12 protein-coding genes are annotated in these 12,372 nt (G+C 58.2%); 6 read left to right on the top strand and 6 right to left on the bottom strand.

The features are described from left to right. The first annotated feature begins 128 nt into the window (after nucleotides 1–128). The 3 genes from AO240_RS27775 to secB are packed head-to-tail and all read left to right on the top strand — an operon-like array spanning nucleotide 129 to nucleotide 1,310. A complete protein-coding gene (locus AO240_RS27775; RefSeq protein ID WP_099240963.1) occupies nucleotides 129–542 on the top strand; it encodes a rhodanese-like domain-containing protein in 414 nt (137 codons plus the stop codon). Nucleotide 543: 1 nt separating this feature from the next. After that, a complete protein-coding gene (grxC, locus tag AO240_RS27770) occupies nucleotides 544–795 on the top strand; it encodes a glutaredoxin 3 (protein ID WP_017734847.1) in 252 nt (83 codons plus the stop codon). A 35-nt stretch (nucleotides 796–830) separates the two neighbouring features. After that, entirely contained in the window at nucleotides 831–1,310 is a 480-nt protein-coding gene (gene secB, locus AO240_RS27765) for a protein-export chaperone SecB (protein WP_058413146.1), read from the top strand. An 89-nt stretch (nucleotides 1,311–1,399) separates the two neighbouring features. Here secB and AO240_RS27760 read toward each other — a convergent pair whose 3' ends face one another. After that, the gene (locus tag AO240_RS27760; protein WP_099240961.1) at nucleotides 1,400–1,855 is read right to left on the bottom strand and encodes a tRNA (cytidine(34)-2'-O)-methyltransferase; all 456 of its coding nucleotides are present in this window, start codon (nucleotides 1,853–1,855) and stop codon (nucleotides 1,400–1,402) included. Between AO240_RS27760 and AO240_RS27755 the strand changes: the two genes are divergently transcribed. Beyond that, nucleotides 1,854–2,294, top strand: a complete 441-nt coding sequence (locus tag AO240_RS27755) for a hypothetical protein (RefSeq protein WP_099240959.1) — start codon at nucleotides 1,854–1,856, stop codon at nucleotides 2,292–2,294. The genes AO240_RS27760 and AO240_RS27755 overlap by 2 nt on opposite strands. A gap of 562 nt (nucleotides 2,295–2,856) precedes the next feature. On the opposite strand, the gene ntrC is transcribed toward AO240_RS27755, so the two are convergent. The 4 genes from ntrC to glnA all read right to left on the bottom strand — a co-directional run bounded on the left by ntrC (nucleotide 2,857) and on the right by glnA (nucleotide 7,883). Then, on the bottom strand, nucleotides 2,857–4,293 hold the full coding sequence (ntrC, locus tag AO240_RS27745) for a nitrogen regulation protein NR(I) (RefSeq protein WP_099240957.1): 1,437 nt from the start codon (nucleotides 4,291–4,293) through the stop codon (nucleotides 2,857–2,859). Continuing rightward, complete coding sequence (gene glnL, locus AO240_RS27740) at nucleotides 4,290–5,375, bottom strand: nitrogen regulation protein NR(II) (RefSeq protein WP_046034638.1); 1,086 nt, start codon at nucleotides 5,373–5,375, stop codon at nucleotides 4,290–4,292. Before glnL ends, ntrC begins: the two co-directional genes overlap by 4 nt. A gap of 352 nt (nucleotides 5,376–5,727) precedes the next feature. After that, a complete protein-coding gene (locus AO240_RS27735; RefSeq protein WP_099240955.1) occupies nucleotides 5,728–6,267 on the bottom strand; it encodes a chorismate mutase in 540 nt (179 codons plus the stop codon). 209 nt (nucleotides 6,268–6,476) lie between these two features. Continuing rightward, entirely contained in the window at nucleotides 6,477–7,883 is a 1,407-nt protein-coding gene (glnA, locus tag AO240_RS27730; RefSeq protein WP_058413151.1) for a glutamate--ammonia ligase, read from the bottom strand. A 334-nt stretch (nucleotides 7,884–8,217) separates the two neighbouring features. Between glnA and thiI the strand changes: the two genes are divergently transcribed. Continuing rightward, nucleotides 8,218–9,672, top strand: coding sequence for a tRNA uracil 4-sulfurtransferase ThiI (gene thiI, locus AO240_RS27720; RefSeq protein ID WP_099240953.1), 1,455 nt, complete (start codon nucleotides 8,218–8,220; stop codon nucleotides 9,670–9,672). A gap of 139 nt (nucleotides 9,673–9,811) precedes the next feature. Then, nucleotides 9,812–11,632 carry a translational GTPase TypA gene (typA, locus tag AO240_RS27715; RefSeq protein WP_058413153.1) on the top strand — a complete coding sequence of 607 codons (1,821 nt, stop codon included), beginning with the start codon at nucleotides 9,812–9,814 and terminating at the stop codon, nucleotides 11,630–11,632. A 202-nt stretch (nucleotides 11,633–11,834) separates the two neighbouring features. On the opposite strand, the gene AO240_RS27710 is transcribed toward typA, so the two are convergent. After that, a complete protein-coding gene (locus AO240_RS27710) occupies nucleotides 11,835–12,269 on the bottom strand; it encodes a YkgJ family cysteine cluster protein (RefSeq protein WP_058413154.1) in 435 nt (144 codons plus the stop codon). Nucleotides 12,270–12,372: the final 103 nt, after the last annotated feature.

Raw genomic sequence — 12,372 nt, 5'->3', positions numbered from 1 at the left:
AGGAAGGCAATTTAAAAGTGAGTAGCAGTTTAAAGCGAAGTTCCGACGACGTCACCGCTTTACGGGGGTTGGCCGCCCCTGACGGCTGTGTATACTTACCGCCATTTTAACGCCCTGGAACCTCCTTGATGGTTGATCACCTGATTGCATTTGCCACTGCCCACTACCTGCTCGCGGGTGCCTTTGTCATCCTGCTGGCGCTGCTGATCGCTCATGAAATGAGCCGCGGTGGCCGCAGCCTGAGCACGTCGGAGCTGACCGCACTGGTCAACAAGGATGAGGCCGTTGTAGTAGATATTCGCCCGGTTAAGGATTTTGCCGCTGGCCATATCGTCGGCGCCCTGAACATTCCTCAGGACAAGCTGATCGCGCGCTTGGCCGAGCTTGAAAAATACAAAGACAAGACCATTATTCTGGTCGACGCCCAAGGCCAGCACGCTGGCACCCACGCCCGCGAGATGCTCAAGAGCGGTTTCACCGCCGCCAAACTGTCCGGCGGTATCGGCAGCTGGAAGGCCGATAATCTGCCGCTGGTGAAGTGATATGAGCCAGGTTGTCGTGTATTCCAGCGATTGGTGCCCTTACTGCATGCGGGCCAAGGCCTTGCTTGAGAAAAAGGGCGTTGCCTTCGAAGAAATCAAGGTCGACGGCAAACCCCAGGTGCGCGCCGAAATGGCCCAGAAAGCCGGGCGCACGTCTGTGCCGCAAATCTGGATCGGCGCCAAGCATATCGGTGGCTGCGATGACCTGTTCGCCCTGGAGCGTGCCGGTAAACTCGATGCGCTGCTCGCCTAAACCCTAAAAGACCCCAAGATCAAGAAGGATCTGCGATGACTGACCAACAGAACACCGAAGCAGCAGAAGCGCAAGGCCCACAATTCTCGCTGCAGCGTATCTACGTGCGTGACCTGTCGTTTGAAGCGCCGAAAAGCCCGGCGATCTTCCGCCAGGAGTGGACCCCAAGCGTTGCGCTGGACCTGAACACTCGTCAAAAAGCGCTGGAAGGTGACTTCCACGAAGTAGTGCTGACCTTGTCGGTTACTGTTAAAAACGGCGAAGAAGTGGCCTTCATCGCTGAAGTGCAACAGGCCGGTATCTTCTTGATCCAGGGCCTGGACGAGCAGTCCATGAGCCACACCCTGGGCGCGTTCTGCCCGAACATTCTGTTCCCGTATGCCCGTGAGACCCTGGACAGCCTGGTCACCCGTGGCTCGTTCCCGGCCTTGATGCTGGCGCCGGTGAACTTTGATGCCCTGTACGCTCAAGAGCTGCAGCGCATGCAAACAGAAGGTTCGTCGACCGTTCAGTAAGCCTGCGCGGTAAAAAATGTGGGAGTTGCCAGGTGTGGGAGCAGGTATGCAGCTCCCACACCTGGCAACTCCCACATTTTGTTTATGCGCTACTTGAAGCCGAGTTGGCGCCAGCCTTCGTAGACGGCAACGGCTACGGTGTTGGATAAGTTCAGGCTGCGGCAGCCCTCGCGCATCGGCAATCGCAGGCGATGGCCATCAGGCAGTGCATCCAGCACCTCGGCAGGCAGGCCCCGGCTTTCCGGGCCGAACAGGAAGGCGTCGCCATCGGCAAAGCTTGCATCATGAAACGGCCGCGAGCCCTTGGTGGTGAACGCGAACAGCCGTGGCTGGCCGAGGCTTTCCAGGCAACTGGCCAAGTCGGCATGGCGCTGGAGCGTGGCGTACTCGTGGTAGTCGAGCCCGGCGCGGCGCAGGCGCTTGTCGTCCATGTCGAAGCCCAAAGGCTCGATCAAATGCAGGTGGCAGCCACTGTTGGCGCACAGCCTGATAACGTTGCCGGTATTCGGCGGAATTTCTGGTTGAAAAAGGATGACGTGAAACATGCACGGCTCCGAAGGCAAAGATGCGCTGCATTCTACCCCCGAAGAGGACCCAAGGCCGAAGCTATTGCCGAGGGTGTTGGGCTCGTTGGCGATTGTAGGCCTGATGGTCGGCTTGATGATCGGGCGCCTGACCACCGCGGACCCGGTCGAGTTGCAGCAGGTAGAGACCGCAACGGACAGCCTGGTGGTGTGGTTCAACAGCGAGCCCAAACTGCACGGCGAGCACATCGACGGCACCGTGGCGTTGTTGTTCGACGCGCAGGGCAACGCCGCCACCGGGCAGCTCAAGGTCAATGACAAGTGGGTGAACTGGCGCATCCGCAAGACCGATGGCGGCTTGCTGCTGAACCTGGTGGCGGCTCGGCCGTTGCGCGGGGAATGGGACGGGGCGAAGGCCGATGGCCGATGGCGACTGGAGATCCATCTCCAAGAGCAATAAAAGAGGGAATCCCCGGCCTGCCTGTACCAAGGTCCCCGAAACGGGCTGGAGCTATGGGCGCTGCGGCGCATAAGCTCCTGGTGTAAAGAAGGGAGTTCCCGGCCTGCCTGTACCAGGGCTCCCAAAACGGTGTGGAGCGCGACGCGATTCGCATCAAGCACTCCGGGTGTAAAGAGGGGATTCTCGGCCTGCCTGTACCAAGGTCCCCGAAACTGGGTAGTACAAGGGTTATTGCAGGGCGCGTGCCAGCACGGCCAAGGTTTGCAAAATATTTTCGTCAGAAAGCGCAAAGCCCCGGAATTCGGGGCTTTGCTGTTTTCAGTATTTAGATTTTTCTCAGTAAACCTGAGCGTTCACGCATTGGATCCGTGCGCGATGCCAGTTCGCGGTGCATTGAAGCGGTGCACAGATCCCGTATTTTGTGATGATACAAATGTGGGAGGGGGCTTGCTCCCGATGGCGGAATGTCAGTGGACACTTGTTTGACTGACTCCCCGCCATCGGGAGCAAGCCCCCTCCCACATTAGATTTTCAGTGGATTAGCGGCTTACGGCTTGGTGATTCAGGCGTCGTCGCCGTCATCATCATCCGCACCGTCAACCTTCATCCCCAGCTCTTTGATCTTGCGAGTCAGGGTATTGCGGCCCCAACCCAGCAGCACGGCGGCGTCGCGGCGGCGACCTGCGGTGTGCTTGAGCGCGGTTTCGATCATGATTCGCTCGAAGGCCGGCACGGCGCTGTCCAGCAGGTTCGACTGGCCGCGTGCCAGCGCCTGATCGGCCCATTGGCGCAGCGCCTGTTCCCAGTTAGTCACCGGGGCCGAATCCTGCGGCAAGCTCAACAGCTCTGGCGGCAGGTCGCTGATGTGCACTTCGCGGCCGGAAGCCATCACCGTGATCCAGCGGCAGGTGTTCTCCAACTGGCGCACGTTGCCGGGCCACGGCAGGTTCTTCAGGTATTCCTCGGTCTCGCTTTTCAGCAGCTTCGGCTCGACGGCCAGTTCTTGCGCGGCGCGGCTGAGGAAGTGGCGGGCGAGGGTCGGGATGTCTTCGCGACGGTCCGACATGCGCGGGATGTGGATACGGATCACGTTCAGGCGGTGGAACAAGTCTTCGCGGAACTTGCCGGCCTGCACCAGGGTTTCCAGATTCTGATGCGTCGCCGCGATGATGCGCACGTCGACCTTGACCGGCGTGTGCCCGCCAACGCGGTAGAACTCACCGTCTGCCAGCACGCGCAGCAAGCGAGTTTGGGTGTCGGCCGGCATGTCGCCGATTTCATCGAGGAACAGCGTACCGCCGTCGGCTTGTTCAAAGCGGCCGCGACGCAGGTTGGCGGCACCGGTAAACGCGCCTTTTTCGTGGCCGAACAGCTCCGACTCCATCAAGTCCTTGGGAATTGCCGCCATGTTCAGCGCGATAAACGGCGAGGCTGCCCGTGGGCTGTGGCGATGCAGTGCATGCGCCACAAGCTCTTTACCGGTGCCCGACTCGCCGTTGATCAGCACGGTGATGTTGGAGTGGCTCAAGCGCCCGATGGCGCGAAACACTTCCTGCATCGCCGGGGCTTCGCCGATGATTTCCGGGGTGCGCGTCAGCGCCGGTGGCGCTTGCTGGTTTTGCTGTTCCTGGGCGTGCTGGTTGGCGCGCTTGACCAGCGCCACCGCCTCGTCCACGTCGAACGGCTTGGGCAGGTATTCAAAGGCGCCGCCTTGATAGGAGGCGACAGCGCTGTCCAGGTCGGAGTGCGCGGTCATGATGATCACCGGCAGGCGCGGGTGTTGCTCGCGGATGCGCGCGAGCAAGTCCAGGCCACTGGCGCCGGGCATGCGAATGTCAGAGATGATCACGTCCGGCTGCTGGCGAGCCAGGCGGCTCATCACCCCGTCGGCGCTGTCGAAGCTTTGGGTGGTCATGCCTTCCTGTTGCAAGGCTTTTTCAAGGACCCAGCGGATAGAACGGTCGTCATCGACGATCCACACAGTTTCACTACGGCTCATGTCGATGGGGCTCCTTGTTCCAGAGGCAGAAAGATCGAGAAGGTGGTGTGGCCAGGATGGCTCTCACATTCGATCAAACCCTGATGCTGGCTGATGATGTTCTGGGTAATGGCCAGGCCCAGCCCGGTACCGTCCGGGCGGCCACTGACCATGGGAAAGAAAATGGTTTCCTGCAGTTCCGCAGGAATGCCCGGGCCGTTGTCGATGATCTCGACTTTGGTCACCAGGCGATGGCGCACATGGCCGATGGTGAACTGGCGCAGCGCGCGTGTGCGCAGGCTGATACGGCCCAGGCGCAGCTCGTTCTGGCTGCTGATGGCCTGCATGGCGTTGCGCACGATGTTCAGTACCGCCTGGATCATCTGTTCGCGGTCGATCAATACGTCGGGAATACTTGGGTCGTAGTCGCGCACCAAGGTGATGCAGCCCTGGCTTTCGGCCTCGACCAAGTGGCAGACGCGCTCCAGCACCTCATGCACGTTGGTCATGGCCAGCGACGGCAGCTTGTTGGAGCCGAGCATGCGGTCGACCAGGTTACGCAGGCGGTCGGCCTCTTCGATGATGACGTTGGTGTAATCCTTGAGGTGTTCTTCGGGCAGCTCGCGGGCCAGTAACTGCGCGGCGCCGCGAATCCCGCCGAGCGGGTTCTTGATCTCGTGGGCCAGCCCGCGCACCAGCATTTTGCTGGTTTCCTGCTTGGACAGCTGCGCTTCTTCTTTGGTAATGCGCAGCAGGCGGTCGCGCGGGTGCACTTCAAGCAACAGCAGCGTGGCGCCATTGCTCAGGATCGGCGTCACCGCATAGTCGACCGTCAGCGTTTGGCCGGTGAGGGCGGTGAGCATCGCTTCGCGTTTGGTGAACGGGTGCGCCTGCTCCACTGCTTGGCGCAATGAACTCAAGGCTTCGGCCGACTCGGTGAACAATTCGCTGATGAACTGCCCATGGCTGCGCTGGCCGCTGATGGCCAGGAGCATCTCCGCCGCCGGGTTCATGTACTCAAGACGCAAGTCGTCATTGAGCAGGATGGTGGCGGTGGTCAGGTTGTCGAGTAACAAACGGTGCAGTGCATCGCTAATGGTCATCAGGACCTCTTTTGGAGCAAGGCGCGGGCTTGAGGCACACGCTGATACAATGAAAATGCAAAAACCAAACCAAGGCTCCGAAAAGAAGCGCTAAAGCTTTGAAATAGGGGTTTGTGGCTCGCAACTGTGGCGCTCTGCCAGCTTGGTCGGGAAGATTCGAACCAAAATGGGCTGTTCGGCTGGGAAGGGTGCAGTGCGTCGCACCAATATAGTGCAGTTTAGAAAGGTGTGTTCAGGAAGTTGCCGATAGCAGTGGGTCAGTCAGCTTATGTGTGGCTTAACCACTGCTATCGGGAGCAAGCCCCCTCCCACATTGAATATTGGCGTCAGTGGGGGAGGTGGCTTGCAGTTTTCAGCCTTTGTAGATGCACAGCTCGGCGGTTGCGCGAATCATCGCCAGTTGGCGCATTGGGTCGTTTTGCGGCTCATGCACGGCCTGCGCTACCCATTGCGGGCACTGAGGGTCGGTGCGATGCGGGGTGAAATCGGCCAATTGCTTGAGCAGGCGTTTTTGCAGTTGGTCCAGTTGCGGGCGAATTTGCTTCACCAGGTCCGGGCGCGGGGTGTCGGGCGCCTTGCCTTGAAATTGCCAGTCCGACAACAAGGTGTATTGCACCAGCTTGTTGGCCTCGATCTGCGCCGAGAAAAATTGCTCGGCGGCGGCGGGCGGCAGTTTGTAGTTGGGGGCCTGGTTAACCACGCTGGCGATCACGTCCTGCTCTCGCTGTCGGTCTTCTACAGCCTTGTGGCTGTCCCATTTGCTCAGCGCCACTTGTTCACCAATCTCCAGGCGTTCTGCGATGCTGTTGAGCAGCGGGGTGAGCGAAGAAGGTGGCGCAGCGCTCGCACTGGCGCTGACGAATAACAGAGCGAATACAAGTCGAGACTTCAAGGGTTATCTCCTGTGGGGCGGGCGTTCCCGCAATGGCGGAGGATAACTAATACAACATGTAACTGGTTTTGCGCTATCGCAGCACAGTGCCAGCGAGCCTGTGTGGCAAGGACGCTTGCCACGGCAGCACTGCTCGCTAAAGCGCAGGCAAAAAAAGACCTCCCGAAGGAGGTCTTTTTCATCACGCCGCGTTAAGCGGCGCTACCGGATCAGCAGCTGTAGTACAGCTCGTATTCCAGTGGGTGTACGAAGGTGCGTACTTTGATTTCTTCTTCGCTTTTCAGCTCGATGTAAGCGTCGATGAAGTCGTCGCTGAATACGCCGCCTTTGGTCAGGAACGCACGGCCCTTGTCCAGCTCTTCCAGGGCTTCTTTCAGGCTGCCGCACACTTGTGGGATCTCTTTGGCCTCTTCAGGCGGCAGGTCGTACAAGTTTTTGTCGGCGGCGTCGCCAGGGTGGATCTTGTTCTGGATACCGTCCAGGCCAGCCATTACCAGCGCAGCGAAGGCCAGGTATGGGTTGGCCGCCGGGTCCGGGAAGCGGGCTTCGATACGGCGAGCGCGCGGGCTGGACACGTAAGGAATACGGATCGAAGCGGAACGGTTGCGCGCCGAGTAGGCCAGCATTACCGGTGCTTCAAAACCTGGAACCAAGCGCTTGTAGGAGTTGGTCGACGGGTTGGTGAAGCCGTTCAGGGCTTTACCGTGCTTGATGATGCCGCCGATGAAGTACAGGGCGGTGTCGGACAGGCCGGCATAACCTTCGCCAGCGAAGGTGTTCTTGCCTTCTTTGGCGATCGACAAGTGAACGTGCATACCCGAACCGTTATCGCCATACAGCGGCTTAGGCATGAAGGTAGCGGTACGACCGTAGGCATCAGCCACGTTGTGTACGCAGTACTTCAGGGTCTGAACTTCGTCAGCCTTGGCCACCAGGGTGTTGAACTTCACACCGATTTCGTTCTGGCCAGCAGTGGCCACTTCGTGGTGGTGAACTTCGATAACCAGGCCCATTTCTTCCATGGCGTTGCACATGGAGGTACGGATTTCGTGGTCATGGTCGAATGGCGGAACCGGGAAGTAGCCACCTTTGATACCTGGACGGTGGCCTTTGTTGCCGCCTTCGATGTCCTGGTCAGACATCCACGAACCTTGTTCGGAGAAGATCTTGAACATGGAGCCGGAGATGTCGGACTTGAACTTGACCGAATCAAAGATGAAGAATTCTGGCTCCGGGCCTACGAATACGGTGTCACCGATACCGGTCGACTTCAGGTATTCCTCGGCACGCTTGGCGATCGCACGTGGGTCGCGGTCGTAGCCTTGCATGGTCGAAGGCTCGATCACGTCACACACGATGATCACAGTTGGGTCTTCGGTGAACGGGTCGAGTACGGCAGTGCTGTCGTCCGGCATCAGGATCATGTCGGAAGCTTCAATGCCTTTCCAGCCGGCAATGGAGGAACCGTCGAACATTTTGCCTTCCTCGAAGAAAGCGTCATCCAGCGCGTCGCGAGCCGGCATGGTCACGTGGTGCTGAGTGCCTTTTGTGTCCGTGAAGCGCAGATCAATCCATTTAACGTCATGATCTTTGATGAGTTGAACCGACTTCGACATGGTGTCCTCCGGGTGGCTTCGGGCTGGGGTAGTGGAGTTAGCCCTTAGAATGTGGGTGATGCCGGCGCGAATAGTCGACCAAGGCAACCTGCCTCACAAGAGAGCAAATTGCATGCCAGTGCGCCAACATGGCCTTTTTGCCTCAAAATAGCCCCTATAACGGTGCAATTTGTAAAATGACAGCAAATGGCGCACTGCAATGCAGCGTTAATGTGCGTGGGTGATCCTTTTTGGTGCGCGAAGAGTGCGATGCATATTAACTGGTCAAACCTTGAGCGATTTCCGCTATAATCCGCGCCCCCCTTTTTCGGCAGGCTCTGCGCGCGCTGTTTCCATGAAATTAATCGTAAAAGTCTTCCCCGAAATCACCATCAAGAGCCGACCGGTACGGATGCGTTTCATCCGTCAGTTGGCCAAAAACATCCGTGCCGTGCTCCGCGATCTGGACCCGGCTGTGGTGGTGAACGGCGTGTGGGACAACCTCGAACTGGAAACCCGCCTGACCGACGCCAAAGCCTTGAAGGACATGACCGAGCGCCTGAGCTGCATGCCGGGCATCGCGCATTTCCTGCAAGTCGACGAGTACCCGCTGGGCGACTTTGACGACATCACCGCAAAGTGCAAACAACACTTCGGCAATGAGCTTGAGGGGAAGATTTTTTCGGTGCGTTGCAAGCGTGCCGGCAAGCATCCGTTTAGCTCCATGGACGTCGAAAAATACGTCGGCAGCAAGCTGCGTCGCGAGTGCGGCGCCGCCGGAATTTCCCTGAAAGCACCGCAAATTGAAGTGCGCATGGAAATTCGCGACCAACGGTTGTTTGTGATCCACAGCCAGCACAACAGCATCGGCGGCTACCCGCTGGGCGCCCTGGAACAAACCTTGGTATTGATGTCTGGCGGTTTCGATTCCACGGTCGCGGCTTACCAGATCATGCGCCGCGGGCTGATGAGCCATTTCTGCTTCTTTAATCTGGGCGGGCGTGCACACGAATTGGGCGTGATGGAAGTCGCGCACTTTATCTGGAAGAAGTACGGCAGCTCCCAGCGCGTGCTATTTGTGAGCGTGCCATTCGAGGAAGTACTCGGCGAAATTCTCGCAAAAGTCGATAACAGTCATATGGGCGTAGTATTGAAGCGTATGATGTTGCGCGCTGCGTCACAGATTGCCGATCAGTTGCAAATTGACGCGCTGGTCACCGGTGAAGCGATTTCCCAAGTGGCCAGCCAGACGCTGCCCAACCTGTCGCTGATCGACTGCGTGACCGAGAAGCTGGTATTGCGCCCGCTGATCGCCAGTCACAAGCAAGACATCATCGACTTGGCCGAAGAAATCGGCACGGCGGATTTTGCCAAGCACATGCCTGAATATTGCGGGGTCATCTCGGTGAACCCCAAGACCCACGCCAAGCGCAACCGCGTGGAGTACGAAGAACAACAGTTCGACATGGCGATTCTCGAGCGTGCGCTTGAGAACGCCAAGATGGTGCCAATCGATCGTGTAATCGACGAATTGGGCCAGGATGTACAGATCGAAGAAGTCAGCGAAGCCCTGGCCGGTCAAATCGTCGTCGATATCCGTCACCCGGATGCCGCTGAAGATGAGCCGCTGGAAATCGCTGGCATCGACGTGCAAGCGCTGCCGTTCTACGCACTGAACGCGCGTTTCAAGGAACTGGATAACAGCCGTCAGTACCTGCTGTATTGCGACAAAGGCGTGATGAGTCGCCTGCATGCCCACCATTTGCTCAGTGAGGGGCATGCCAATGTGCGCGTTTATCGACCGAGCTAAGAGCCCGGGGCTGTTTGCCTGTGGCCTGCGTCACCGGCCCCCCGACTCTGCCGTCAAGCTGTAACGGCAAGGCCTGACTCTACTGTTAATCGCTGCCACGACCTGTCAGCACACCGAATCCTCTGATCGAGATACACAAGTGATCGAAAATCTACGTAACATCGCCATCATTGCTCACGTTGACCATGGTAAAACCACCCTGGTAGACAAACTCTTGCGTCAATCCGGCACCCTGGAGCGCAACGAGCTCAACGACGAGCGCGTGATGGACTCCAACGACCAGGAAAAAGAGCGCGGTATTACCATCCTGGCTAAAAACACCGCTATCAACTGGAACGGCTACCACATCAACATCGTGGACACCCCGGGCCACGCCGACTTCGGCGGCGAAGTTGAACGTGTAATGTCGATGGTTGACTCCGTTCTGCTGCTGGTTGACGCTCAAGACGGCCCTATGCCGCAAACCCGTTTTGTGACCAAGAAGGCTTTCGAAGCCGGCCTGCGTCCAATCGTCTGCATCAACAAGGTTGACCGTCCAGGCGCGCGTCCGGACTGGGTTCTGGACCAGATCTTCGATCTGTTCGACAACCTCGGTGCTACCGAAGAACAGCTGGACTTCAAAGTCGTCTACGCCTCGGCCCTGAACGGTATTGCCGGTCTGGACCACAACGACATGGCTGACGACATGACCCCGCTGTACCAGTCGATCGTCGACAACGTACCTGCGCCGGCTGTTGACCGTGACGGCCCGTTCCAGATGCAAATCTCGGCACTCGACTACAACAGCTTCCTGGGTGTTATCGGCGTTGGCCGTATCGCGCGTGGCAGCATCAAGCCAAACACTCCGGTTGTAGCGATCGGTGCTGATGGCAAGAAGCGTAACGGTCGTATCCTGAAGCTGATGGGTCACCACGGTCTGCACCGTGTAGACGTTGAAGAAGCAGCTGCAGGCGACATCGTGTGCATCAGCGGCTTCGACCTGCTGAACATCTCCGACACCCTGTGCCACCCTGACACCGTTGAAGCGATGAAGCCGTTGACCGTTGACGAGCCAACCGTTTCGATGACCTTCCAGGTAAACGACTCGCCTTTCTGCGGTAAAGACGGCAAGTTCGTAACCTCGCGTAACATCCGTGAGCGTCTGGACAAAGAGCTGCTGTACAACGTTGCACTGCGCGTTGAAGAAGGCGACTCGGCTGACAAGTTCAAGGTTTCCGGCCGTGGTGAGCTGCACCTCTCGGTACTGATCGAAACCATGCGTCGCGAAGGCTTCGAAATGGGCGTTGGTCGTCCAGAAGTGATCATCCGTCAAGTTGACGGCGTGAAGCAGGAACCGTTTGAAAACGTCACCATCGACACCCCTGAAGAATCCCAGGGCAAGGTCATGGAAGAGATGGGCCTGCGTAAGGGCGACCTGACCAACATGGTGCCGGATGGCAAAGGCCGTGTGCGTCTGGAATACAACATCCCTGCACGTGGTCTGATCGGTTTCCGTAACCAGTTCCTGACCCTGACCAACGGCGCCGGCATCCTGACCTCGATCTTCGATCGCTACGACACCATGAAGTCCGGCGACATGTCCGGCCGTCAAAACGGTGTTCTGGTATCGGTAGAAACCGGCAAGGCGCTGACCTACTCCCTGGAAACCCTGCAGGCGCGTGGCAAGCTGTTTGTTGAACACGGTCAAGAGATCTACAACGGTCAGATCGTTGGCTTGAACAGCCGCGACAACGACATGGGCGTTAACCCAACCAAAGGCAAGAAGCTCGACAACATGCGTGCTTCGGGCAAAGACGAAACCATCGCTCTGGTTCCACCGGTGAAGTTCACCCTGGAACAAGCCCTGGAATTCATCCAGGACGACGAGCTGTGCGAAGTTACGCCTAAGTCGATCCGCCTGCGCAAGAAGATCCTGGACGAAGGCGAGCGTACCCGCGCTGCCAAGAAAGCCAAGAACTGAGTTAGCTCAGGCTGAATAAAAACGCCCCCGGTCGAAAGGCCGGGGGCGTTTTTTTATGCCTGCAGATTAAGTGGTGACGGTGCTGGCCTCATCGGGAGCAAGCCCCCTCCCACATTTGACCGAGTTCCAACTTTGGAATGCATTCAAATGTGGGAGGGGGCTTGCTCCCGATAGGGCCAGTTAGAGCCCCACAAAATTTGGATCAGAACTTGTCGAGGGTCTTGAACGTGGTCTCGCGCACCACTTCTTTCGGCTTGTACGCGCAATACCCTGGCCGTGGGCCGATTTTCGGGTGGTTGCGGCAAGTATCCGGGCGCTTGTCATAAATAGTGCAGAAGCGCGTTTTACGATCCAGGTACAGGCAATCGTTGTTGCTCATGCGCTGCAGGGTAAAAATCTCGGATTTGGAATTGAAGCGCTCCACGATGCCTTCTTTCTGCAACCGCTTGGCGATGTTCTTCGGCGGGTCGCCGAGCTCGAACTCATCGACGATGCCAATGCGGATCAGGTCCTTGATCTTCACTTCGACCGGCAGCGTGCAGCAGCTGGACACGCAGCCACCGCACATGTGGGCGGAATATTTCTGCCATGTCTCGAGACGGTCGAGTTCCGCGGCGGCGATCAGTTGAGGCTTCATCAGGGTTCCAAGGTGGGGCTGTATCCGGGCGCGCGATCATACCGGGATTGGTGATTTTTTGAACAACATTTTGCAGGTTTCAGCTCAAAGGTTGAGGCGGCGG

The sequence above is a fragment of the Pseudomonas sp. ICMP 460 genome, assembly GCF_002723595.1.
Lineage (GTDB): Bacteria > Pseudomonadota > Gammaproteobacteria > Pseudomonadales > Pseudomonadaceae > Aquipseudomonas > Aquipseudomonas kitaguniensis.
This window is presented reverse-complemented; position numbering and strand designations above follow the sequence as displayed.

Coding starts and splice junctions, on each gene's coding strand:
- AO240_RS27775 (WP_099240963.1), top strand. CDS start 129: ATGGTTGATCACCTGATTGCATTTGCCACTGCCCACTACCTGCTCGCG.
- grxC (WP_017734847.1), top strand. CDS start 544: ATGAGCCAGGTTGTCGTGTATTCCAGCGATTGGTGCCCTTACTGCATG.
- secB (WP_058413146.1), top strand. CDS start 831: ATGACTGACCAACAGAACACCGAAGCAGCAGAAGCGCAAGGCCCACAA.
- AO240_RS27755 (WP_099240959.1), top strand. CDS start 1,854: ATGCACGGCTCCGAAGGCAAAGATGCGCTGCATTCTACCCCCGAAGAG.
- AO240_RS27760 (WP_099240961.1), bottom strand. CDS start 1,855: ATGTTTCACGTCATCCTTTTTCAACCAGAAATTCCGCCGAATACCGGC.
- ntrC (WP_099240957.1), bottom strand. CDS start 4,293: ATGAGCCGTAGTGAAACTGTGTGGATCGTCGATGACGACCGTTCTATC.
- glnL (WP_046034638.1), bottom strand. CDS start 5,375: ATGACCATTAGCGATGCACTGCACCGTTTGTTACTCGACAACCTGACC.
- glnA (WP_058413151.1), bottom strand. CDS start 7,883: ATGTCGAAGTCGGTTCAACTCATCAAAGATCATGACGTTAAATGGATT.
- thiI (WP_099240953.1), top strand. CDS start 8,218: ATGAAATTAATCGTAAAAGTCTTCCCCGAAATCACCATCAAGAGCCGA.
- AO240_RS27710 (WP_058413154.1), bottom strand. CDS start 12,269: ATGAAGCCTCAACTGATCGCCGCCGCGGAACTCGACCGTCTCGAGACA.